General features: G+C 62.1%; 22 protein-coding genes. 7 read left to right on the top strand and 15 right to left on the bottom strand.

From position 1 onward, the window contains the following. Positions 1–30: 30 nt before the first annotated feature. From GTP46_RS09210 to GTP46_RS09160, 11 genes are all read right to left on the bottom strand, one after another. Positions 31–942 (bottom strand): hydroxymethylglutaryl-CoA lyase, encoded by a 912-nt coding sequence (locus tag GTP46_RS09210; RefSeq protein ID WP_161006338.1) that lies wholly within the window; start codon positions 940–942, stop codon positions 31–33. A 1-nt stretch (position 943) separates the two neighbouring features. Beyond that, positions 944–1876 carry a 2-hydroxyacid dehydrogenase gene (locus GTP46_RS09205; RefSeq protein ID WP_161006337.1) on the bottom strand — a complete coding sequence of 311 codons (933 nt, stop codon included), beginning with the start codon at positions 1874–1876 and terminating at the stop codon, positions 944–946. A gap of 11 nt (positions 1877–1887) precedes the next feature. Next, positions 1888–3912, bottom strand: a complete 2025-nt coding sequence (locus GTP46_RS09200) for an acetyl-CoA carboxylase biotin carboxylase subunit (RefSeq protein ID WP_161006336.1) — start codon at positions 3910–3912, stop codon at positions 1888–1890. Between the two features lie 74 nt (positions 3913–3986). After that, positions 3987–5036 carry a biotin synthase BioB gene (gene bioB, locus GTP46_RS09195; protein WP_161006335.1) on the bottom strand — a complete coding sequence of 350 codons (1050 nt, stop codon included), beginning with the start codon at positions 5034–5036 and terminating at the stop codon, positions 3987–3989. A 17-nt stretch (positions 5037–5053) separates the two neighbouring features. Then, positions 5054–5830 carry a dethiobiotin synthase gene (gene bioD / locus GTP46_RS09190; RefSeq protein ID WP_161006334.1) on the bottom strand — a complete coding sequence of 259 codons (777 nt, stop codon included), beginning with the start codon at positions 5828–5830 and terminating at the stop codon, positions 5054–5056. Next, positions 5827–7017 carry an 8-amino-7-oxononanoate synthase gene (bioF, locus tag GTP46_RS09185; RefSeq protein WP_161006333.1) on the bottom strand — a complete coding sequence of 397 codons (1191 nt, stop codon included), beginning with the start codon at positions 7015–7017 and terminating at the stop codon, positions 5827–5829. The genes bioD and bioF overlap by 4 nt, the downstream gene beginning before the upstream one ends. Positions 7018–7019: 2 nt before the next feature. Then, positions 7020–8360, bottom strand: a complete 1341-nt coding sequence (gene bioA, locus GTP46_RS09180) for an adenosylmethionine--8-amino-7-oxononanoate transaminase (RefSeq protein WP_161006332.1) — start codon at positions 8358–8360, stop codon at positions 7020–7022. A gap of 18 nt (positions 8361–8378) precedes the next feature. Then, positions 8379–9164, bottom strand: a complete 786-nt coding sequence (locus GTP46_RS09175; protein WP_161006331.1) for an enoyl-CoA hydratase/isomerase family protein — start codon at positions 9162–9164, stop codon at positions 8379–8381. 2 nt (positions 9165–9166) lie between these two features. Then, complete coding sequence (locus GTP46_RS09170; protein WP_161006330.1) at positions 9167–9934, bottom strand: dienelactone hydrolase family protein; 768 nt, start codon at positions 9932–9934, stop codon at positions 9167–9169. A gap of 14 nt (positions 9935–9948) precedes the next feature. Continuing rightward, positions 9949–11556, bottom strand: a complete 1608-nt coding sequence (locus GTP46_RS09165) for a carboxyl transferase domain-containing protein (RefSeq protein WP_161006329.1) — start codon at positions 11554–11556, stop codon at positions 9949–9951. Positions 11557–11670: 114 nt separating this feature from the next. Further along, positions 11671–12108: a YchJ family protein gene (locus tag GTP46_RS09160; protein ID WP_161006328.1), complete on the bottom strand. Its 438-nt coding sequence runs from the start codon at positions 12106–12108 to the stop codon at positions 11671–11673. Positions 12109–12276: 168 nt separating this feature from the next. On the opposite strand from GTP46_RS09160, the gene GTP46_RS09155 reads away from it, so the two are divergent. The 7 genes from GTP46_RS09155 to GTP46_RS09125 are packed head-to-tail and all read left to right on the top strand — an operon-like array spanning position 12277 to position 19239. Next, positions 12277–13017 carry a GntR family transcriptional regulator gene (locus GTP46_RS09155; RefSeq protein ID WP_161006327.1) on the top strand — a complete coding sequence of 247 codons (741 nt, stop codon included), beginning with the start codon at positions 12277–12279 and terminating at the stop codon, positions 13015–13017. A gap of 3 nt (positions 13018–13020) precedes the next feature. After that, positions 13021–13899: an N-acetylmuramic acid 6-phosphate etherase gene (murQ, locus tag GTP46_RS09150; protein WP_161006326.1), complete on the top strand. Its 879-nt coding sequence runs from the start codon at positions 13021–13023 to the stop codon at positions 13897–13899. Further along, positions 13900–15162: an MFS transporter gene (locus GTP46_RS09145; RefSeq protein WP_161006325.1), complete on the top strand. Its 1263-nt coding sequence runs from the start codon at positions 13900–13902 to the stop codon at positions 15160–15162. It begins immediately after the preceding gene. 32 nt (positions 15163–15194) lie between these two features. Continuing rightward, positions 15195–16877, top strand: coding sequence for a glycoside hydrolase family 10-like protein (locus tag GTP46_RS09140; RefSeq protein WP_161006324.1), 1683 nt, complete (start codon positions 15195–15197; stop codon positions 16875–16877). Positions 16878–16879: 2 nt separating this feature from the next. Continuing rightward, a complete protein-coding gene (locus GTP46_RS09135) occupies positions 16880–17779 on the top strand; it encodes an N-acetylglucosamine kinase (protein WP_161006584.1) in 900 nt (299 codons plus the stop codon). 21 nt (positions 17780–17800) lie between these two features. Next, complete coding sequence (locus GTP46_RS09130; protein WP_161006323.1) at positions 17801–18628, top strand: N-acetylmuramoyl-L-alanine amidase; 828 nt, start codon at positions 17801–17803, stop codon at positions 18626–18628. Next, positions 18625–19239 (top strand): M15 family metallopeptidase, encoded by a 615-nt coding sequence (locus tag GTP46_RS09125; RefSeq protein ID WP_161006322.1) that lies wholly within the window; start codon positions 18625–18627, stop codon positions 19237–19239. Before GTP46_RS09130 ends, GTP46_RS09125 begins: the two co-directional genes overlap by 4 nt. Here GTP46_RS09125 and ampC read toward each other — a convergent pair. The 4 genes from ampC to GTP46_RS09105 are packed head-to-tail and all read right to left on the bottom strand — an operon-like array spanning position 19236 to position 24032. Continuing rightward, positions 19236–20354 (bottom strand): class C beta-lactamase, encoded by a 1119-nt coding sequence (ampC, locus tag GTP46_RS09120; protein ID WP_161006321.1) that lies wholly within the window; start codon positions 20352–20354, stop codon positions 19236–19238. The genes GTP46_RS09125 and ampC overlap by 4 nt on opposite strands. 9 nt (positions 20355–20363) lie before the next feature. Beyond that, entirely contained in the window at positions 20364–21341 is a 978-nt protein-coding gene (locus GTP46_RS09115; protein ID WP_161006320.1) for an aldo/keto reductase, read from the bottom strand. A gap of 11 nt (positions 21342–21352) precedes the next feature. Beyond that, positions 21353–22810: a D-alanyl-D-alanine carboxypeptidase/D-alanyl-D-alanine endopeptidase gene (gene dacB, locus GTP46_RS09110; protein WP_161006319.1), complete on the bottom strand. Its 1458-nt coding sequence runs from the start codon at positions 22808–22810 to the stop codon at positions 21353–21355. Then, complete coding sequence (locus GTP46_RS09105) at positions 22794–24032, bottom strand: spore maturation protein (RefSeq protein WP_161006318.1); 1239 nt, start codon at positions 24030–24032, stop codon at positions 22794–22796. The genes dacB and GTP46_RS09105 overlap by 17 nt, the downstream gene beginning before the upstream one ends. Between the last annotated feature and the right edge of the window lie 101 nt (positions 24033–24133).

Raw genomic sequence — 24133 nt, 5'->3', positions numbered from 1 at the left:
TGGCAGAACTGACCCCGGATTTCCCGGATTTCAACCCGCGCGCTTGGCGGCGATGGCGTTGCCCGCGCGGCTGGCGCCTTTGCGGTTGAGGAATTGCGAGATGAACTGGCCCGCATCGACCACGATATCGAGGTCGATGCCGGTGGCTATGCCCAAGCCCTGCATCATGTACAGCACATCTTCGGTGGCGACATTGCCGGTCGCGCCCTTGGCATACGGGCAGCCGCCCAGTCCCGATACCGACGAGTGGTAAATCGCAATGCCCACTTCCAGACTGGCGTAGATATTGGCCAGCGCCTGGCCGTAGGTGTCGTGGAAGTGGCCGGACAAACCATCCACGCGGAATTCGCGGATGGCGCGCTCCATCACGGCCTGCGTCTTGCGCGGCGTGGCGACGCCGATGGTGTCGGCGATGTCGATTTCATCGCAACCCAGGTCGCGCATGCGGCCCACCACGTCGGCCACCGCATCCAGCGAAACGTCGCCCTGATACGGGCAGCCGAAGGCGCAGCTGATGCTGCCGCGCAGGCGGATGCCCTGCTCTTTCGCCGCCTTCGCCACGCCCTCAAAGCGCGCAATCGATTCGGCGATCGAACAGTTGATGTTCTTTTGCGAGAAGGCTTCCGAGGCGGAGCCGAAGATCACTACTTCGTCGGCCTTCGCTGCGAGGGCCAATTCAAAGCCCTGCATGTTCGGTGTCAGCGCGGAGTAAATTACGCCCGGCTTGCGGCTGATGGACGCCATCACGTCGGCGCTGGTTGCCATCTGCGGCACCCATTTCGGCGATACGAATGCAGCCGCTTCAATGTTCTGGAAGCCGGCCGTAGTCAGGCGGTTCACCAGCTCGATCTTGATGTCAGCCGGGACGTTTTCCTTCTCGTTCTGCAGGCCATCGCGTGGGCCGACTTCTACGATTTTGACTTGTTTCGGTAAGCTGCTCATTTCAATATCCCAGTGTGCGGTCAACGATGCCGGCGACTTGTTCGCCCGCTTCGGTCTTGCGGATGTTAGCGGCAATCTGCTGCACGCTCTCGCGGCGCAAGGTCAACGCGGAGATGTGCGGCGTGATGGTGATGCGCGGCTCCTGCCAGAACGGATGCTGCGCCGGCAGTGGCTCGTTGCGGAACACGTCCAGCGTGGCGGCCGCGATGTGGCCGGATTTAATCAGCGTGCTCAAATCCGGTTCGGCGATGTGAGCGCCGCGTGCGACGTTGATGATGTAGGCACCGGCCGGCAGCTTGCTCATATTGGTGCGGTCCATGATGTTGCTGGTGTCCGGCGTCAGCGGCAGCATGCAGACCAGTACGCGCGAGCCGCGCAGGAAGGTATCGAGACCATCGGCGCCGCTGAAGCACTGCACACCCGGCATGTTCTTCTCGGTGCGACTCCAGCCGCGCAGCGGGAAGCCGAATGGCGCCAGCGCTTCCAGCACGCGGGTGCCCAGCACGCCCATGCCCAACACGCCGACGGCGAAATCTTCCTTGTTATGCTGCGGCAGCGGCGCCCACTGGCCGGCGCGTGCTTGCGCTTCGTATTCGTCAAAACGGCGGAAGTAGCGCAGTACGGAGTGCGTGACGTATTCCGCCATCTGCACCGCCATGCCCGCGTCTTCCAGACGGATGATGGGGATATTCGGCGGCAGCGCGTCGCTGAACTTCAGCAGTGCATCCACGCCAGCGCCGGTGACGAAGATGGCTTTGACGGTGCTCAGCTCCGGCAGCATGGCTTCCGGCGGCGCCCACACTACGGCGTAGTCGCAGGCCTGGTTTTTTTCACCGGCGTGCCAGATTTCGATTTCGGCTTCTGGCAGGTACTTAGCGAAGTCTTTAATCCACGGTTCGGTCTTGCCGTCGGCGCGGTGTAGCAATATGCGCATGGTGTTCTCCGTTATGCCGTCTTGAAGGCCAGCAGTGGTGCGCCATCTACTACCTGGTCGCCTACGCCGTAGAGAATGTCGTCGACTACGCCGTCGTGCGGGGCGGCGATGGTGTGTTCCATTTTCATGGCTTCCATGATGACCAGTGGTTCGCCTTTTTTGACTTCCTGGCCTTTGGTAGCGAGGACGGCGACGACTTTGCCCGGCATTGGCGCAGTGAGGCGGCCGCCTTCGGATTCGGTTTCGCCGGCGTGGGCCATTGGGTCGTTCCAGGCTAGCTGGTAGTGGGCGCCGTTGGCGAAGACGTGGAAGGTGTCGCCGTCGCGCAGGACGGTGCCGTGGGTGGCTTGGTCGCCTAGTTTGATGCTGTAGTCGTTGCCGTTGCGCGTCGCCAGCGACAGGGCTTGTGGCGCGGCGCTGCTGGCGCTGAACAGCCAGTCTTCAGCGCGATACGTTACGAAGGTGTCGTAGGCCGTGTGCTCGTCGGCGAAGGCGAGCTTGCGGGCGTAGGATTGGTTCATGCGCCAGCCGGTGGTGTGGCTCCACGGATCGGCGGCGTTGGCGCCGCTCGGTGCTGCGATACGCGATTCGTCGGCCAGCAGGGCGACTGCTGCCAGTGCCAAGGCGCTTGCAGGTGCAAGCTGCGCGGCCGGGAACAACGTGTCGTGATTGCGTTCGATCAGACCCGTGTCCAGATCGGCGGTGGAGAAGGCTTGGCCTTCAACCAGGCGTTTCAGGAAGGCGATGTTGGTGGCCAGGCCGACGATCTGGTACTGCGCCAGCGCCTGCGCCATGCGGGCCAAAGCCTGCTTGCGATCCGCGCCCCAGACGATCAGCTTCGCGATCATCGGATCGTAGAACGGCGAGATGGCATCGCCCTCGCGTACACCGGAGTCGATGCGCACGGCGCCCGGCACAGTTGCGTCGCCGCCCAACTCGAAGGCGACGGCGTTCGGCGTGCCAAGATGGCGCAGAGTGCCGATCGACGGCAGGAAGCCCTTATCCGGATTCTCCGCGTAGATGCGCGCCTCGATGGCATGGCCGTTGATGGCCAGTTCGTGCTGCTGCTTCGGCAGCGGCTCGCCAGCGGCAACGCGCAACTGCCACTCCACCAGATCAGTCCCGGTAATCATCTCGGTCACTGGATGTTCTACTTGCAGACGGGTGTTCATTTCCATGAAATAGAACGTGCCATCCTGATTGGCGATGAACTCCACCGTACCCGCGCCGACGTAACCGACAGCGCGTGCAGCAGCCACCGCCGCCTCGCCCATCGCCGCGCGGCGTTCGGCCGGCATATCCGGCGCTGGTGCTTCTTCCAGTACCTTCTGGTGGCGGCGCTGGACCGAGCAATCACGCTCGAACAAATAGATGCAATTGCCGAGCGTATCGGCAAACACTTGTATTTCAATGTGACGCGGACGCTGGAGGTATTTCTCCGCTAGCACCTTGTCGTCACCAAAAGAACTGATCGCCTCGCGCTTGCAGGACGCCAGCGCATCCTTGAACTGCGCCGAGTTTTCAATCACGCGCATGCCCTTGCCACCACCACCGGCCGAAGCCTTCAGCAGCACCGGATAGCCGATTTTGTCAGCCTGCGTGTGCAGGAAATCCGCATCCTGCTGCTCACCGTGATAGCCTGGCACCAGCGGTACATTGGCCTTCTCCATCAGCTGTTTGGCAGCCGACTTGGAACCCATCGCGCGCATGGCCGATGCAGGTGGGCCAATGAACACAAGGCCCGCTGCTGCGCAGGCGTCCGCAAACTCCGCGTTCTCCGACAAGAAGCCGTAGCCCGGATGAATTGCCTGCGCACCGGTGGCCTTGGCCACGGCGATGATCTTGTCGCCGCACAAATAGCTCTCCTTGGCGGCGGCAGGGCCGATCAACACCGCTTCGTCGCATACGGCGACGTGCTTGGCGTTGGCGTCCGCTTCGGAATACACGGCCACGGTTTTGATGCCCATGCGGCGCGCGGTAGCGGCGACACGGCAGGCGATTTCACCACGGTTGGCGATCAGAATTTTTGTAAACATCGTCTCTCTCTTTGCAGCTTAATTTTGTAAATTCGCTGGAAGTTTTTTTATGGTGATACGTTAGTGCGATTGGATCAGCAGCCGCACTTTTCCTTCGGTGCGGAGTCCAGTACGGCGCCGCGAGTTTGCAGGCCCAGTTTCGCCAGCAGTGCGCGGTCGTCGTTGGCTTCCGGGTTATCGGTAGTCAGCAGCTTGTCGCCGTAGAAGATCGAGTTAGCGCCGGCCAGGAAGCACATTGCCTGTACCGCTTCGCCCATCTGGCGACGGCCTGCCGACAAACGCACACGCGCCTTCGGCATGGTGATACGTGCAATCGCAATCGTGCGAACAAACTCAAACGGGTCCAGTGGATCCAGGCCATGCAGCGGCGTACCTTCCACCTGCACCAGGTGGTTGATCGGCACCGATTCAGGGTACGGATTCAGGTTGGCCAGCTGCGCGATCAGACCGGCGCGCTGCTCGCGCGACTCGCCCATGCCGACGATGCCGCCGCAGCAAACCTTCAGGCCCACTTCGCGCACGTGGCCCAGCGTGTCCAGGCGGTCCTGGTATTCGCGGGTCGAGATCACGTTGTCGTAGAACTCAGGCGCGGTGTCCAGATTGTGGTTGTAGTAGTCGAGGCCTGCGTCCTTCAGGCGCTGCGCCTGATGTTCTTCCAGCATGCCCAGCGTGGCGCAGGTTTCCAGACCGAGCGCTTTTACCGAGCGCACCATCTCTTCAACCTTGTCCATGTCGCGGTCTTTCGGGCTGCGCCATGCAGCGCCCATGCAGAAGCGGGTCGCGCCGTTGTCTTTGGCCTGTTGGGCCGCATCCAGCACGGTGTCGATATCGAGGATCTTCTTGGCTTCTACGCCGGTGTCGTAGCGCGCCGCTTGCGGGCAGTAGCCGCAATCTTCCTCGCAGCCGCCGGTTTTGATCGACAGCAGCGTGGCCAGTTCCACATCGCCGTCCGGGAAGTTGGCGCGATGGGTTTCCTGTGCCTTGAACATCAGGTCATTGAACGGCAGGTCGAACAAGGCCAGTACTTCTTCGCGCGGCCAGGTGGCGGCAGGCGGCAGCGTGATCGCAGCCGTCGGACGGTGCAGGGAAACGACCTTTGGTTCTTGCAGGGTGTTCTCGGACATCTTGATTCCTTCTTCGTTCAAATTACGTTTGGCAGCGGCCAGTTGGGCAGCTGCGTAAAATCGATATATTCAGCGGCCGCTTCGGCGGACGGATCGTCCAGACGCGGCACGCGGCCGAGGAACGGCGCGGGTATGCGCTGATCCAGGGCGATGACGTTTTCATCGGCAAAGGCCATGTCGGCCTGCGTTTCATTCGCCACCCAGCCCACCAGCCTGAGGCCGCGCGACAGGATGGCTTCCACTGTCAGCAGCGCATGGCTGATGCAGCCCAGGCGCAGGCCAACCACCAGCACCACCGGCAGCGCCAGTTGTTCGGCCAGGTCGGCGGTATCGAATTCGTCGTTCAGCGGCACGATGAAGCCGCCCACGCCTTCCACCACCACCGCATCCGATGCGGCGTTGATTTCCACGTAGGCCGCCAGAATCGGCACCGGCGAAATGGTGATGCCTTCCAGCTCGGCGGCGATGTGCGGCGCGGCCGGTTCCTTCAGCAGGAACGGCGTGGTGATCGACTGCGGCAGGTGCACATTGCCGGCGGCGGCCAGGCGGTCGCAGTCGTCGTTGTGCCATTTGCCGTCCGCACCTAGTTCAGTGCCGGCGGCCACGGGTTTCATGCCGCAAGCACGTACACCGCTTTGTACCAGCGCGTGCAGCATGGCGGAGGAGACCAGCGTCTTGCCGATTTCAGTATCGGTGCCGGTAACGAAGCAGTTGAAGCGCGGCGGGATGCCGCTGCCTGCGCCGACCGGCTGCGTTTGTGGAGCGACTGCTAACACGGGATCGTCCAGACTCATTTCATATCCCTTTCCAAGGCATTGAGCGCGCCTATCAATTTTGCGACATCCATGCTGTTGTGTGCTGCCGACAGCGTGACGCGCAAGCGCGCAGTTCCCGCCGCCACCGTGGGCGGACGGATGGCGCCGACCCACAAGCCCTGCTCGTACAAGGCTGCGCCGGCGCGCATGGTTTCGGCATTATCGCCGATCAGGATAGGCTGGATCGCAGTCTTCGAGGGCAGGCGCTGCCAGCGCTGGAGGCGCAGGCCATCGTCCAATTGTGCCACCAATGACTGTAATTGTGCGCGCCGCGTGACGCCTTCGTCGCCCTCCAGCAGATCGAGGCTGGTCAGCAGGGCGTGCGCCAGCGCTGGCGGCGTGGCGGTGGTGAAAATGTACGGACGTGCTTTCTGGATCAGCGTTTCGATCACGGTTTCGTGTGCAGCGACGAAGGCGCCGCCCACGCCGGCTGCCTTGCCGAGAGTACCCATGTAGACCAGGTACGGCGAGCGCAGGTTGAAGTGTTCCAGCGCGCCGTGGCCGTTGTCGCCCAGCGTGCCGAAGCCGTGGGCGTCGTCTACCACCAGCCAGGCGTTGTATTGTTCGCACAGGGCCAGCAACTGCGGCAGCGGCGCCAGGTTGCCATCCATGCTGAAGACGCTGTCCGTCACTACGACTTTGGTAGCGGCTTTGCTGGCTTTCAGCAGGACTTCCAGCGCTTGCAAATTGGCGTGTGGGTAGACGTGAGCTTTCACACGCGACAGGCGCACGCCGTCGATCAGCGAGGCGTGGTTCAGCTCTTCCGAGAAGATTTCCGCTTCCTTGTCGCCGGCGGTAAGGCCGGTGATGACGGCGAGATTCGCCATATAGCCGGTACAGAAGCTGATCGCGCGCGGCGATTCCAAATGCGCGCCGACGAATTGTGCGAGGCGCTCTTCCAGCATCGCATGCGCGCGCACATGGCCGCTGATCAGGTGAGAGGCGCCGCTGCCAACGCCGTAGATCGCCGCGCCCTCTTGCAGTGCGAGCTTGATCTTGCGGTGGTTGGCGAGGCCGAGGTAGTCGTTGCTGCAGAAGGCCAGCAGTTCGCGGCCATCGACGCTGACGCGCGCGCCGCACGGCGAATTGACGGTGCGGCGTTTGCGGATCAGCTGTTTGTCGTCCAGTGCTTGTAGCTGCTGGTTCAGGCGATTGAGCAGTTCCATCGTCAGCCCGCCATCACTTTGTTGAACACGGCCAGCGTGTTGGCCGCCAGGCCGTCGATTTCCTCGTCGCTGAGGATGTACGGCGGCATCATGTAGACGGTGGAGCCGATAGGACGCATCAGCAGTTCGTGCTCGGTCGCGGTGGCGAAGAAGCGGCGCGAGAAGTCCTTCGGCGCGTCGATGGCGTCGAAGGCCCAGATCATGCCACGCTGGCGGAAGTTGCGCACTTGTTCGTGCTGGGCCAGCGGTTGCAGGGCTTTGGTCAGGCGTTCGGCCTTCACGCGGTTGGTGTTCAGCACATCATCTTCTTCGAAGATTTGCAGCGTCGCCAAAGCGGCACGGCAGGCTAGCGGATTGCCGGTGTACGAGTGCGAGTGCAGGAAGCCGCGCGTGACGTCGCTGCTGTAGAAGGCTTGGTAGATTTCGTCGCGCGTCATCACCAGCGACAGTGGCAGATAGCCGCCGCTGATGCCTTTCGACAGGCACAGGAAGTCGGGCCATACGCCGGCTTGTTCGCAGGCGAAGAAGGTGCCGGTGCGGCCGCAGCCGACGGCGATTTCGTCGAGGATCAGGTGCACCTGGTGCTGGTCGCACAGGGCGCGCACTAGTTGCAGGTAGAGCGGATCGTGCATCGCCATGCCGGTGGCGCATTGCACCAGCGGTTCGATGATGATGGCGGCGATTTTGTCGCCACGTTCGATGAACAGGCGTTCGACGTCCGCAGCGGCGCGGCGGGCTTGCGCCTGCGCGCGCTCGTCGGCGCTGCCATCTTCCGGCGCGAGGCGCCAGTCCGGCGACATCACGGTTTGCGAGGCGCGCAGCAGCGGTCCGTAGGCGTCCTTGAACAGCGCGACGTCAGTCACGGCCAGCGCGCCGATGGTCTCGCCGTGGTAGCTGCCTTTGAGGCAGACAAATTCCTGTTTATCCGCGTGGCCGTTGTTGCGCCACGAGTGGAAGCTCATTTTGAGCGCAATTTCAACGGCGGACGCGCCGTCGCTGGCGTAGAAGCTGTGGCCCAGTACATGGCCGGTCAGCGCCGACAGCTTCTCGGACAATTCAATCACTGGCTCGTGCGTGAAGCCGGCGAGCATGGCGTGTTCCAGCGTATCCAGCTGGTCTTTCAGCGCGGCGTTGATGCGCGGGTTGGCATGGCCGAACAGGTTCACCCACCACGAGCTGATAGCGTCGAGGTAGCGGCGGCCTTCATGGTCGTACAGCCATGCGCCCTTGCCCCGGCTGACCGGGATCAGGGGGACGGTTTCGTGATGCTGCATCTGGGTGCACGGATGCCATACGCTACGCAAGCTGCGTGCTACCCAGTCGCTTTGTTTATTCAATTCCAAAACTGCTCCTAACTTTGCCTAACTTAGCCAGGCGGGCTTTCTCTTCTCAAGGAAGGAAGCCACACCTTCGCGCCCCTGGTCGGAGGCGCGGATATGCGCGATGCGTTCGGCCGTATCGGCCAGCAACGCATCGTTGACTTCTTGCCCGACCACTTCGCGCACCAGCACTTTGGCCTGTTGTACGGCGTTCGGGCTGTTGTTGACCAGCGCTTTGACGATTTCCGCGACCTTCGCATCAAGCGTGTCGGCGGAAACCACTTCGTGCACAAAGCCGATGCGCAGCGCTTCCTGCGCGCCGAAACGTTCGGCGGTGAGGAAGTAGCGGCGCGAGGCGTTTTCGCCCATCGCCTTGATCACGTATGGCGAAATGGTGGCCGGGATCAAACCCAGTTTCACTTCGCTCAGGCAGAAATTCGCCTCTTCCACCGCGACGATGATGTCGCACGCGGCCACGAGGCCCATGCCGCCGGCGTAGCAATCGCCCTGCACCTTGGCCACGACTGGCTTAGGACACAGGTAAATCGTACGCAGCATCTCCGCCAGTTGCAGAGCGTCGGCCTGGTTTTCGGCGTGCGTGTAGCCCGCCATTTTTTTCATCCAATTCAAATCGGCGCCGGCGCAAAAGGCCGGGCCGTTCGCCGCCAGCACAATCGCGCGCAGCGCGGCATCATCGCCTAATTCGCTGAAGGCTTGCTTAATTTCGGCGATGGTCGTTTCGTTGAAGGCATTGCGCACGTCCGGGCGATTCAGCGTGATCTGCGCGGTATTGCCTTCGCGGGTAATGGTCAAAGTCGTAAAGGCCATGCTCAATCCTTGTATTTGATTTCAGTCGGCATGCCGACGGATTTCAGAAAGCGCTCTGTCTCCGGCCACCAGATGGCAACGCCGTCCGGGCTGGAGCTCATTCCATGTGCATCTTTTTTGAACGGGCCGTATGCTACCAGTTGCGCTTTGCCGCCGGCGCCGGTGTAGGCGGCGTACATATCGGCCGCCAGCTTGGGGCCGAAGTGGCTGTCGTTGGCGCCATAGAACCAGATTTCCGGTATCGTGCTGCTTGCACCGTAGGCCTTGAAGGCATCGACCAAAGCGCCTTGCCAGTCGCAATGCGAACGGCTATTCACGCCGCCCGCGAAGTTGATGATGCCGCGCACACCGGCGATCTTGTGGCTACCGGCAGCTATCGCAGTCAGGCCGCCGTGCGACTGGCCGGCGATGATGACGTGGTCCTGATCCGCCCATGGCTGCTTCATCACATAGTCCATCGCAAAGAACAGCGAGTTGGCTTGCTGGTCGCCGTTGTTCTTGGCGTCACAGTGGGAATTGACGTAAGTACCGCCAGAACCGGCAAAGCCCATGCGCATCGGGATCACCACCGCGTAACCGCGTTTGGTGAATTCCCGGCTGATCACCGGGAAGGTCGCGCGCGGTTGCTGGTGCGCGTCACCACCGTCCTTGCCGTGGTTCATGAACAGCACCGGGAACGGGCCTGCGCCCGGCGGCTTGTATATCGTGGTTTGCAGCGTGATTTGCGCACCACCGATATTGGCCGGAACATCGACGACTTGTTCGCTCATTTTGCGATCCCTGCTTACATCCGGAAGACACCGAACTTGGTGTCTTCAATTTCCGCATTCAGCGCGGCGGACAGGCCCAGGCCCAGCACCATGCGGGTGTCGGCAGGATCGATCACGCCGTCGTCCCACAGGCGCGCGGTGGCGTAGTACGGGTGGCCTTGGTGTTCGTACTGCTCCTTGATCGGCTGCTTGAACGCGGCTTCTTCGTCGGCCGACCATGCACCGCCCTTGGCTTCGATGCCGTCACGTTTTACGGTGGCTAGCACGCTCGCGGCCTGGTCGCCACCCATCACCGAGATGCGGGCGTTAGGCCACATCCACATGAAGCGCGGTGAGAAGGCGCGGCCGCACATGCCGTAGTTACCGGCGCCGAAGCTGCCGCCGATGATGACGGTGAATTTTGGTACGGCGGCGGTGGCGACCGCCGTCACCATCTTGGCGCCGTTGCGGGCGATGCCTTCGTTTTCGTATTTGCGGCCGACCATGAAGCCAGTGATATTTTGCAGGAACACCAGCGGGATCTTGCGCTGTGCGCACAGTTCGATGAAGTGCGCGCCTTTCAGTGCGGACTCGGAGAACAGGATGCCGTTGTTGGCGATGATGCCGACCTTCATGCCGAAGATGTGGGCGAAGCCGCATACCAGCGTGGTGCCATAGCGTGCCTTGAATTCATCGAACTCGCTGCCGTCGACGATGCGGGCGATCACTTCGCGCACGTCGAAAGGCTTGCGGGTATCGACTGGAATCACACCGTACAATTCCTTGGCAGCGTACGACGGCTCCACGGCCTCGCGCAACGCGCCCTGCTGCGGCTTGATGCGGTTCAAATTGGAGACGATGGTACGGGCCAGCGACAGCGCGTGCAAATCGTTCTGCGCCAGATGGTCGGCCACGCCGGACAGGCGCGTGTGCACATCGCCGCCGCCCAGGTCTTCCGCCGTCACCACCTCGCCAGTGGCCGCCTTCACCAGCGGTGGACCGCCGAGGAAGATGGTGCCTTGCTCTTTCACGATGATGGATTCATCGCTCATCGCCGGCACGTAGGCGCCGCCGGCGGTGCAAGAACCCATCACCACTGCGATCTGCGGAATGCCCTTGGCCGACAGGTTGGCCTGGTTGTAGAAGATGCGGCCGAAGTGATCGCGGTCCGGGAACACGTCGTCCTGGTTCGGCAGGTTAGCACCGCCGGAGTCCACCAGATAGATGCACGGCAGGTTGTTCTGATCGGCGATTTCCTGCGCGCGCAGGTGCTTCTTGACCGTCATCGGGTAGTAGGTGCCGCCTTTGACGGTGGCGTCGTTACAGACGATCACGCATTCCTGCCCGGCCACGCGGCCGATGCCGGTGATGATGCCGGCGGCTGGCGCGGCATCGTCGTACATATCGTAAGCCGCCATCTGCGACAGTTCGAGGAAAGGCGTGCCGGGATCGAGCAGCATTTGCACGCGGTCGCGCGGCAGCAGTTTGCCACGGGCGACGTGCTTGGCCGATGCCGCCTCGCCGCCGCCGAGGGCGATCTTGGCGATCTTGGCGTGCAAATCGTCAACGACGGCTTGCATGGCGGCCACGTTGGCCTTGAAATCCTCGCTGCGAGGGTTAAGTTTGCTTTCGATCTGCGGCATTGCTTTTCCTTTTCTTGCGGGGTCAGGTCCTCCATTTCTACACGGTCTCTACAGTAGGCACGCCTACTGTAGAGACCGTGTAGAAATGGAGGACCTGACCCCGGAGTCTCATATTTATTCTGGAAAACTACCGTCAACGTAAAACCAGCGCAGGTCTCCTCCTTCTGCCGGTTCGCGTACAAAGTTGCTGATCTCGTGCAGGCGCTGGGCCCGGCCATTGATCTTGAACCGGGCCACAAATTCCACCGTATCTTTGGTTAGATCGGCATCCTCTGCTTTACGTTGACGTAAACGTAAAGCAGATTTTACCTCAAGTCCCAGCCATTGCACTTTTTCCTCGTCGCTCATGATCGGCTCGGCCGGACGAGTGCTGGCGTGCCAGGTGGCCAGCAGGTAGGGCTCGTTGCGCTGGCCGTAGGCGGTATAGCGCGAGCGCATCAGTGCTTCGGCGCTCGGTGCGATGGCGGAACCATCGATGTACGGGCCGCAGCAAGTAGCAAGCGAGGGGCCGCCGCAATGGCAGCCGGCGGGCGCGGTGGACTTCTTGGACATGGTCGAAACAGCCGGGGCTGGTGGTGCAAACCCCGCATTATCCGCCAAATATGCGCATTCTGCCGTGCCGCGAGTTATGCTATATGTATAAATATTGTTGGTTCACACCTCATGATGCGTACACCGTTTTCCGCATCGCTATTACACTAGAGGCGTGAGGAGAAATGAATGAGCGATACCAGTTTTGAATTCAAGGCGGATGCCAACGACAGTTCGCCGTTGTACATGCAAATTGCCCGCAAATTGAGCGACGATGTGCTGAATGGCCGTTACCAGGTCGATCAGGCGCTGCCGTCCGAACGCACTTTGTCGGAGCTGTTAAACGTTTCGCGGGTCACCGCGCGCAAGGCAATCGACCAGCTGGTGGACCAGGGATTGGTGGTCCGGCGTCGCGGATCGGGCAATTATATTGCGCCGCGCATCGAGCAGCCGCTGTCCAACCTCACCAGTTTTTCGGAACAATTGCAGCAGCGCGGCCACATTCCCGGTTCGCGCTGGCTCAAGCGCGCGGTGGTGACGCCGACGCCGGAGGAGCAGCTGAGCCTCGGCCTGTCGCCCTATTCCAAAGTCGCGCGGCTGGAACGCCTGCGCCTGGCGGATGATGTGGTGATGGCGTATGAGGTCTCAGTGCTGCCGCAGACCGTGCTGAACGACCCGAATGCGGTTGGCAACTCGCTGTACCAGTACCTGGAAAGCATCAACAAAGCGCCGGCGCGTGCCTTGCAGCACATTCGCGCCATGAATGCGTCGGCTGAGCTGGCCAAGCAGCTGGGCGTGCCGGAGGGGCAGGCGGTGCTGTATATCACGCGTATCGCCTACCTGGAATCGGGCGAGGCGATGGAACTGACGCACTCCTACTGCCACAGTGACCACTACGATTTCGTGGCGGAGATGCGCCGCGCAACTTGAACCATGCTGAAAACCGAGACGCCGAGTACGCAGCATACCGATCTGGACCTGTACCCGGTGCAGGATCTGGTCGATGCTTTGATCGACGACCAGGCGCTGGCAGCGCAAGCCGTGAAGGCGGCTTCGGCCAGCATCAGCGCGGCGGTGGAGGCGATGGCGCCGCGCATCGCCGCAGGCGGGCGCTTGATTTACGTCGGCGCTGGCACCTCGGGGCGCTTGGGCATATTGGACAGTGTGGAGCTGTATCCGACCTTCTCGTGGCCGCATGAACGGGCGGTGGCCATGCTGGCCGGCGGCCTCGGCGCCATGTTCGAGGCAGTCGAGGGCGCGGAAGATGATCGTAGCAAGGGCGCTGCCGACCTGCGGCTGCTCTATCCCACTTACAACGATGTGATTTTGCTGGTGGCTGCGTCCGGCACCACGCCGTATGTGGTGGGCGCGCTGCAATCGGCGCGCGCGGTAGGCTCGCTGAGTATTGGCATCGCCAACAATGCAGGCACGCCCTTGCTGGCGGGGGCTGACATCGGCATCCTGCTGGATACCGGACCGGAACTGATCTCCGGCAGCACGCGCCTGAAGGCAGGCACAGCGCAGAAAATCGCGCTCAACACCCTGTCCACCGCGCTGATGGTGCGGCTGAACAAAACCTACTGCAACCTGATGGTCGACCTGCACGCCACCAACGTCAAACTGATCGAACGCACCATCCACCTGACCATGCACGCCACCGGCGTTGACGCTGACACCGCGCGCGCCGCGTTGGAGCAATGCCAGCATCAAGTCAAAGTCGCCATCGTCATGCTGCTAAAAAAACAAACCGCCGAGCAAGCGCAAGCCCTGCTCGACCACAACAACGGCAACGTCCGCGCGGCGTTGAAATAGATGAAGCAACAAAGTAGTGCATGGGCCTGGGTGCCGAGTGTGTCGTTTGGGCAGGGCGTGCCGTATGTGGCGGTGATGATGCTGTCGACCGTGATGTACAAAAACCTCGGCATTTCCAACGCCGATTTGGCGTTTTATACCGCGTGGCTGTATCTGCCGTGGGTGGTGAAGCCCTTGTGGTCGCCCATTGTAGAGATGTTCGGTACCAAGCGGCGCTGGACGGTGTTGATGCAGCTGGTTGGCGGCGCCGGTCTTGCGGCGGTCGCGCTGACTTTGCATGCACCGGATTTCTTCCGCTGGACCCTGGTTATTTTCTGGCTGATGGCGTTCAGCTCGGCCACACACGATATCGCGTCTGACGGTTTCTACATGCTTGGCTTGCCGACTCAGCATGAACAGGCGGCGTTTGTCGGCGTGCGCAGCGCGTTTTACAAGCTGGCGATGATCGGCGGCCAGGGCGGCTTGGTCTACCTCGCCGGGGAACTAATCAAGGCGTCCGGCGATCCGGCGCATGCGTGGTCGGTGGTGTTTGCGCTGATGGCAGGACTGTACCTCGCGCTGTGTACGTATCACCAGTTTGTGTTGCCGCGCCCGGACGAGGACCGCAGCCATGCCAGCGGCGGCGCGCTGTGGCGGGATTTTGTCCACACTTTCCGCGGCTTCTTCCAGAAGCCGGGCATTATCCCAACGTTGGGATTTTTGCTGCTGTATCGCCTCGGCGAGGCGCAGCTGTTGAAGATGGCTGCACCCTTCCTGCTCGATCCGCGCAACAAGGGCGGCCTTGGCCTCACTACGTCGGATTTCGGACTGGTCTACGGCACCATCGGCGTGGCCGCACTGGTGATCGGCGGGCTGGCCGGCGGTGTGACGGTGTCGCGTTTTGGCCTCAAGCGCGCGCTGTTGCCGATGGTGTTCATCATGCACGTGCCCGACCTCGTTTTTGTGTATCTGGCCACGGCGCTGCCGGACAATTTGATCGTGATCTCGGCCTGCCTCGCCATCGAACAATTCGGCTATGGCTTCGGTTTCGCCGCCTTCCTGCTGTACATGGTGCTGGTGGCGGACGGCGAACATAAAACCGCCCACTATGCCATCTGCACCGGCTTCATGGCCCTTGGCATGATGTTGCCGGGCATGGTCAGCGGCTGGATCCAGCAGCAGCTTGGCTACCAGCAGTTCTTCATCTGGGCGTGCATTTCCACCCTGCCGGCGTTTGTCATGGCCGCGCTGGTGCGCATTCCAGCCGAATTTGGCCGGAAATAGCTATTACAATACGGTCTCAACTGATTCGGAGAGTGGTTTTGGTTTTTAATGCGAAGAAGCGGCTGACCTTGTCGGCCGGCGTGGCGATGAGTGTGGCAGCGCTGCTTGAGGGATGTTCCAGTACGCCGATCGCGACTATGCCGGAAGCCGGGACCATGCCGGGCGGCCCTGCCGCGCCTGCAGGCTCGCCGTCGCAGCCGGTTGTTGTCAACGCCAACATGCCGCCGCCGGCGCCGCGCGAGTTCCGCGCCGCCTGGGTATCCACCGTCGCCAATATCGACTGGCCGAGCCGCAGTAACCTGACCACGGCCAAGCAGCAAACCGAAGCCCTCGCCATTCTTGACCGCGCCAAGGCGCTGAACCTGAACGCCATCGTGCTGCAAGTGCGTCCGAGTGCCGATGCGATTTATCCGTCCGAGCTGGAACCATGGTCGGAATTCCTCACCGGCCAGCAAGGCCGCGCACCGGCGCAGGCTTGGGACCCGCTGCAGTTCTGGATCGAGCAGGCGCACGCGCGCGGGTTGGAACTGCATGCATGGTTCAATCCCTACCGCGCGCGCCATGCGACGGCCAAGTCGCCGTTGGCAGCCATCCACATCGGGCGCAAGCAGCCGGACGTCGTCAAATCGTATGGTCGCTACTTGTGGATGGATCCGGGCGAAGCCGCCGCCTCGCAGCACACGCTGGACGTGGTGCTGGATGTGGTACGCCGCTACGATATCGACGGTGTGCATATCGACGACTACTTCTACCCGTATCCGATCGACACGCCAAATGCAGCCGGGCCGGAAGGCGTGGCGCTGGACGCCAGCAGCAGCGGCGGCAGCGGCAGTGGGGCGAGGCAGGAGCTGGAGTTCCCGGACCAGCCGTCGTGGCAGCGCTACCTGCTCGGTGGCGGCACGCTGGATCGCGCCAACTGGCGTCGCCAGAATGTGAATTCGCTGATCGAGGCCATGTACCTCGGCATCCGCAAGGAAAAGAGCTGGGTGCGATTTGGTATCAGCCCATTCGGCATCGGCCGTCCGGACAAGCGCCCGGCCGGCATCGTCGGTTTCAGCCAGTACGACAAGCTGTATGCGGACGCGGAACTGTGGCTGGCCAACGGCTGGCTCGATTACCTCGCGCCGCAGCTTTACTGGCCGGTGTCGCAAGCGCCGCAGGCGTTTGATGTGCTGCTCGACTACTGGCTGGCGCAGAACACGCGCGCGCGCCACGTCTGGCCTGGCTTGTACACCAGTCGCATCGACAACAGCGCCAAGGCGTTCGCGCCGGAGGAAATCGTCAAGCAGATCGGCGTCACGCGCAGCCGCAGCGGCGTGCGCGGCCACCTGCACTTCTCGATCGCGGCGCTGATGGAAAACCGCAAGGGCATTGCCGATCAATTGAAATCGCAGACCTATCAAACTGCGGCACTGCCGCCGGCCACGCCGTGGCTGGGCGCAGATGCACCGGCCGCACCGCAAGCGGCTGCGCGGCGCGAGAGCAACGGCGTGGCCTTGAAGCTGTCCGCCAGCGCGGGCAAGCCGGTGGCGCAGTATGCGATCTGGTCGCGTTATGGCACGGAGTGGCGCTTTGCGGTGGCGCCGGCTTCGCGTCCGGTACTGCTGCTGGCCGATGATGCGGCGGGCGGCGCGGCGCAAGCGGTGGTGGTCAGCGCGGTCGACCGCCTCGGGAATGAAAGTGAACGTATCAACGTCTACAACGTACGGAGCTGATGATGAGTGAACTCGGTCTGGGCATCGATGCAGGAGGCACGCAAACCCGTTGGGCGCTGGCTGATGCAGGCGGCGCTATCGTGGCCGAGGGCAGTGTGGCTGGCATGTCGGCCACGCAGATGGGCAATGCGGCGGGCCGCGATGCGGTGCGCGGCATCTTCTCCATGCTGGCGACGCAGGTGCTGGCGGCTGCTCAGCCGGTGCGCGTGTGCGCAGGCCTGACCGGATTCGATGGCGTCAGCACGCAGGCCGCGCAGATGCTGGCGGATGTGCTGAAGATTGCACCATCGGCCATCGGCATGCGCAATGACGTGGAGATCGCGTACCTGGACAGTTTTGCGCCGGGTGAAGGTTATCTGGTGTACGCGGGCACCGGCTCCATCGCCGCATGGATTGATGCGGACGGCCAGTTCCATCGCGCCGGTGGACGCGGTGTCACGCTCGATGATGGCGGCGGCGGTTTCTGGATCGCACGTGAAGCCATGCGCCACATCTGGCGGCTGGAAGACGAGCAGCCCGGCGTGTGGCAGCAGTCTGCAATGGCGCGTGCGGTGTTTGCGCAGGTCGGCGGCAGCGATTGGTCTTTGTCCCGCCAGTTCATCTACGGGCAGGATCGCGGCGCCATCGGGCAGCTGGCGCTGGCCGTCGCTGCGAGTGCGGATGCCGATCCGGTGGCGCGCAACATCCTCGAACGGGCTGGCAGCGAGTTGGCGCGGATTGCGCTGGCGCTGGTAGGCCGCTATGGTGAGCGTCCGATTGTGCTGGGCGGACGGGCCGCGCATCTGCATCCGCTGATCGCGCAGAGCATGCGGGCGACGCTGCCTCCGGAGTTGTCGCTGACGCAGCGGCACACGCTGGCGCACCACGCGGCGGCGCGGATTGCTCTACACTCCCATCATTGATTCGTTATTCGAGATTTGGCCATGAAGATCGTTCCCCTCCTCGCTGTCGCTGCTTTGCTGGCAGGTTGCGCCACGGTGCCGTCGCCGGATGCGCCGCGCCTTGACCACTCGTTGTCGGCGCGCGGGCAGAGTGACCGTATCAAGTACGTGATCCTGCATTACACGGTGAGTGATACGCCACGCTCGGTCAAGACGCTGACCACCACCGACGTCAGCGCGCACTATCTGCTGACGGATACGGAACAGCCGTTTTTCTACACGCTGGTGGATGAATCGCGCCAGTCGAATCATGCAGGCATCAGTAGCTGGAAGATTTACAACCAGCTTAACTCGGCGTCGATCGGGATTGAGATTGTGAATCCTGGCTTTAAGGAGACGGCGGAGGGGCGTGTGTATGCGCCGTTCTCGCAGGCGCAGATTGACCAGCTGATTGTGCTGTTGAAGGATATCGTCAAGCGCCACAACATCGCGCCGGGGAATATCCTCGGGCACAACGACATCGCGCCGCAGCGCAAGCAGGATCCGGGGCCGCTGTTCCCATGGAAGCAGCTGGCAGATGCGGGCCTGATCACGTGGCCGGAATCGAGCCGGGTGCTGGCGCGCGTGCCAGGCTACCTGCAGCAGCTGCCGGAAGTGGCGTGGTTCCAGCGCAAGCTGGCGGAGGTGGGCTACGCGGTGCCGCAAAACGGCGAACTGGATCAGGCTACGCGCAATGTGATTTCGGTGTTCCAGACCAAGTACCGCCCATCGCTGTACGACGGCACGCCGGACGCGGAAACAGCGGCATTGCTGGATGTGCTGACCAGTCCATTGCCAGTGGCGCCAGCTCCCTCTCCCGAAGGACGATGAACGCGCTGACCGTCCCCTGTGAAGCGATCCCCGGCCGTCCTGACTTCCGCCGGCTGGACACCATTGCAGGCATCGCGGTCGACCTGCGCTATGCCACGGCCGACAACTTCGTCGGCCGCGATCTTTACTCTCCGCTGGATTGCCACTGGCTGCACAAGGACGCCGCCGCCGCGCTGGAAGGCGCAGCGGCATGGCTAGCCGCGCGCAAACCTGAATACAAGCTGTTGGTGCTGGATGCCCTGCGCCCGCAGCGCGTGCAGGAACAGCTGTGGGCCGCGCTGCAAGGCACGGATCTGCTGACCTACATCGCCGATCCCACACGCGGTTCGATCCACTCCTTCGGCATGGCGCTCGATCTCACGCTGATGGATGTGCATGGCCAAGAACTCGACATGGGCACCGGCTTCGACGACTTGACCGAACGCTCGCATCCCGCGTTGGAAGAAGGCTTGCTGGCGATTGGCGCACTCACATCGCAGCAAATAGAAAACCGCCACTGGCTACGCAACGCCATGCTGCACAACGGTTGGCACGGCATCAACACCGAATGGTGGCATTTCGATTGCGGCGATCGTATACACGTTCGCCAGCACTACACGCGCGTGCTTTAGTTTTCGAGTTGCGTCAGGATCGCGTGGGCGGCTTTCACGCGCGCCGGAATCGGATAGTTTTTATTCGCCAGGATCACCACGCCGATTTTCTTCTCCGGCACAAACAGTACATACGCGCCGAAGCCGCGCGTTGAACCGGTCTTGTCGTATAAGCCGGATTCCGCTTGCGGTGTGATGCGCTTGGTCGCATTCCCTTCCAAGAGCATCTTGCTGGAGTTCCCATCCAGCAGATTTTCCAGCGAGGTTGGATACGCAAACTGCTCCCAACCGAGACCCTGCGTCATCAAACCCGTGCGGAAGTAGCCGATATGCGTGCTGGCGATGGCTGGTCGCAGCGTCCCATCCAGCTTGGCCGGTTCGAGATTGGCTTGCAGGTAGCGGATCATGTCCGCAGTAGTGGTGCGCACGCCGTAAGTCTGTTCCGAGAACAGGTCGGGACGCATGCGCACCGGCTTGTCCTTGTCGTAGCCCCACGCGTAGTTCGGCATCGCACTTTCCGGCACGTTGATGTAGGTGCTGGTGAGGCCGAGCGGCGACAACACGCGCTGCTGCATGGCATCGGCGAAATCCTCTTTCAAAGCCAGCTCCGTGATGTGGCCAAACAGGCCGAGGCTCGGATTCGAATATTCGCGCAGCTTGCCCGGCTTGGCCTTCGGCTTCCAGTTGCGGAAGTAGGCCAGCATGCCGGCTTCGTCGTTTTTCACCGCATCCGGGAATTGCAGCGGGAAGCCGCCAGCCGTGTAGGTGCCGAGATTCAGCACCGTGGCTTTGTCGACGGCGTGGCCTTTCAATTGCGGCATGTAGCGGCTTGGATGATCGTCCAGCGACAGCTTGTTTTCCACAATCGCTACCGCCGCCAGCGTGGCGGTGAAGGTCTTGCTGACCGATCCTAGTTCGAACAGCGTGTTTTCGCTGACCGGTGTGTTGCTCTCTTTCGACGCGAGACCGTAGTTAAAGAAACTGGTCTTGCCGTTCACCGTGACGGCGACGGCAACGCCGGGTACATCATATTCCGCCATTAACGGCTGGATGGCTTGATCAACAGCGCCGCGCAAATCGGCGGCGAAAACCGGGAGGCAGCAGCTAACTGCAAAAGCAAGTGCGAGACGTTTCAAATGTAATCCTTATCGGTCAACGGTGGCCATGCGTTCCGCGCTGTAGCGAAGGCCGGCCACTTGTTTCAATGCGTTTTCCAGCGCGGCCGTATCGGCGGCGCTGAGGGTGATGCCGGCGGCTGCGGCGTTCTGTTCGAGATTGCTGCGACGGCGCGTGCCGGGAATCGGCACGATGTCGTCACCCTGCTGCATCACCCACGCCAGCGCGATCTGGCCTGGGGCGACGCCGCGTGCTGCGGCCAAATCGCGCACGGCTTGCGCGGCCTGCATATTGGCGTCGAAGTTCGCGCCCTGCATGCGCGGGTCGAGGTGACGGAAGTCGGTAGGCGGATATTCTTCCGCGCGTTTCGCAGTGCCAGCCAGGAAGCCGCGTCCCAGAGGGCTGAACGGCACCAGGCCGATGCCCAGTTCACGCAGCACGGGAATGATGTCGTCTTCCAGATTGCGCTCCCACAGCGAGTACTCGCTCTGCAAGGCGCTGATCGGATGCACGGCATGCGCGCGGCGGATGTTGGCGATGCCGGCTTCGGACAAGCCGAGATAGCGCACCTTCCCTTCGCGTACCAGGTCGGCCATCACGCCAACTACGTCTTCGATCGGCACTTGCGGATCGACGCGGTGCTGGTAGAGCAGGTCGATGTAATCGGTATCGAGCCGGCGCAGCGAGCCTTCCACCTTGGCGCGAATTTGTGCCGGGTCGCTGGTGACGCCGACGTTGGCGCCGTTGCGGATGTCGAAGCCGAATTTGGTGGCGATGACCGCCTCGCTGCGGCGGCCTTTGAATGCGCGGCCCAGCAGCTCTTCGTTGGTGTATGGGCCGTACACTTCGGCCGTATCGAAGAAATTCACGCCCAGTTCAAGCGCGCGATGCAGCGTGGCGATCGATTCTGCTTCGTCAGCCTCGCCATACGCGAAGCTCATGCCCATGCAGCCCAAGCCTTGGGCGGAGACGGTTAATCCTTGCTGTCCTAATGCGCGCTGTTTCATGTTGGCTCCTGTTAGTTGCGGGCCACCCAGTCGACCAATGCATCCAGTACGGCGCGGCCGGCGCCATTGGCGACGTGGGCGTCGTTCAGGATGGCGACAACAATGCAGGGCTGGTTGCTGGCGTCCGGGACGTAGCCGGCGATGGCAATCACGCCTGACAGGCTACCAGTTTTCAGGCGAGCGCGCTGCGCGGCTGGGCTGTCCTTGAGGCGGCGGCGCATGGTACCGTCGGTGGCGGCGATGGGCAAGGTGGAGAGGAATTCGGGCATCCACAGGCTTTTCAGGCCCGCTTGCAGCACGCCGGCCAGTTGCGCCGGCGTGGCGCGTTCGGTGCGCGAGAGGCCGGAGCCGTTGTCCAGTATCAGGCCGTTGCCGTCGATGTTGTGCTGCTGGAGCCAGGCGCGAATCGCGGTTTCGGCGCGCATGGCGGTGCTGGTTTGTGCCGCATCGGCGGCCAGTGGGCGGCTACCCAGCGTGGCGTCGGCTTCAAGGCTACCGAGGCTCAGGAAGACAGTGCGGGCCAGCGTGTTGTCGGATTGTTTGTTGGTGTCGCGCAGGACTTCGGGCAGCGTGCGCGAGACGTGTTCGGCCAGCAGGCGAGGCGCCACCGTAGTCGCCGTGGTATCGCGCACTTCGCCGGTTAGCGAACCGCCTTGCTTGCGCCATTCGGCCAGCAGCAGGCGGGCCAGGTAGTCCTGGCTATCCAGCACGTTGATGCTGGTCGATTTGATGCAGTCTTTTGGGAAGCTGCCATGCAAAACTACTTCGATGCGTTCGCCCTTGCGCGCGTAGTCCGGTGAGCGCCAGCCGTTTTCCCATGCGCTGCAGGCGGCGTCGCTGAGTTTCATCTCGGAGCGGATGGTGACCTTGTCCAGCTCCGGCATCATCACCAGCGACAGTTTGTCGGCGGTCGAGCGCATCTCCACTTTCAGCAGGTTGGTGTTGACCAGTGCCGCATTCGGAATGACGTTGTAGTACGCCCATGGATATTCGTCGAACGGCGGCTGTCCTGCATCCGGCCGCGATGGCTGGAACAGCAGGCGGTCAACCACAATATCGCCCTTGATCTTGCGGATGCCCTGGTTGCGCAGCGCTTGTACCATGTGCACCAGCGCGTCCTCGTTGAAGTCCGCATCGGCGCCGCCGCGCAGGATCAAGTCACCTTGCAAGACGCCGTTGACTACATCGGCATTGGTGCGGAATTCGGTGCGGCCACGGAACACCGGGCCAAGCTGCTCCAGCGCCGTCATGGCCGTGAACAGCTTCATGGTGGACGCAGGCTGCATGCTCTGCGTGGCGTTGTGCGACACCAGCGTGGAATCGCCGCGCAAGACGACGATGCCGGCAGCTTCCAGCGGAATACCGGACGACTGCATCAGCCGCACCACCGGCTCCGGCAAATCGGCGGCATGAACTACGCCCGCCGCCAACAGCGCGGCAGCGAGCAAACTTTTAATGGAAGAAGACATAGGCAACCGCAATCGCAGCAATCACGCCGGCAAAATCGGCGATGAGGCCACAGGAGATCGCGTAACGCGTCTTGCGGATGCCCACCGAGCCGAAATACAGCGCGACGATGTAGAAGGTGGTATCGGCCGAGCCCTGGAACACGCAGGCCAGGCGGCCGACAAAGGAATCAACGCCATAGGTTTGCATGGTGTCGATCATCATGGCTTTGGCAGCGCTGCCGCTCAGTGGCTTCATCAGCGCGGTCGGCAGGGCTGGCACGAAATCGGTGTTGATCCCGAGATGGCTGAACAACCAGCTGAAGCCCTGCACCACAAAGCCCAGCAAGCCCGCGTTGCGAATCACGCCGATCGCCACCAGCATGCCGACTAAATACGGCAGTACGGTAATCGACGTTTTGACGCCGCCTTTCGCACCTTCGATAAACGCCTCGAACACATTCACCTTCTTGCGCAGCGCGCCGATGATGAAGCCCGCTATCACGGCAATCAGCACGAAATTGCTGAAGACTTTGGACACGACTTCGATTTCGGCTTTGGTCAGGTAGTGCGTGAAGTACCAGATCACGCCGACGATGAAGGCGGTGATCCCGCCCAGCCACCCCACCACCACACGGTTGAACAGGTTGATGCGCTGGCGGATCGCCACCGCGATGATGCCGGTCATGGTCGCCACATAGGTCGCCACCATGCAGGGAATGAAGATGTCGGACGGATCAGCCGCGCCGAGAACGGAGCGCTGCGCCATGATGGCCAGCGGGATCAAAGTCAAGCCGGAAGTGTGCAGCACCAGGAACATGATCTGCGCGTCGGTCGGCTCGTCCTTGCTGGGATTGAGCGTTTGCAGACTTTCCATCGCTTTCAGGCCAAACGGCGTGGCGGCGTTGTCGAGGCCCAGCAGGTTGGCCGAGAAGTTCATCACCATGTGGCCGGTGGCCGGATGGTTGGCCGGCACGCCGGGGAAGATGCGCGAGAAGAAGGGTGAAATCAGTTTGGCCAGCAGGTCGATGGCGCCGGCTTTTTCGCCGACGTTCATAATGCCAAGCCACAGCGTCATCACGCCGGCCAGCGGCAGGGCGATGTCCATTACGCTGGCGCGCGCGGAATCGAAAGTACCGTCGATGATGCGCTTGAAAATCTCAGTGTCGCCCAGGAAGAGGAACTGCGCCAGTGAGGCCAGAAAGCCCACCAGGAAGAAGCCGGACCAGATGTAATTGAGCGACATTTTTATCGAGTGCAGTAGGTGATCTGCAAAGTATAACGGGTAAGCCAGCCCAAAAAGTTATAAGCTGCCGCTTTACCGTGCGAGGCGCCATGAGATTGATG

The organism is Duganella flavida, from assembly GCF_009857445.1.
In the GTDB taxonomy this organism is placed as follows: domain Bacteria; phylum Pseudomonadota; class Gammaproteobacteria; order Burkholderiales; family Burkholderiaceae_D; genus Rugamonas; species Rugamonas flavida.
Note: the sequence above shows the minus strand (reverse complement) of the source record. Positions and strands in the feature narration are given on the sequence as shown.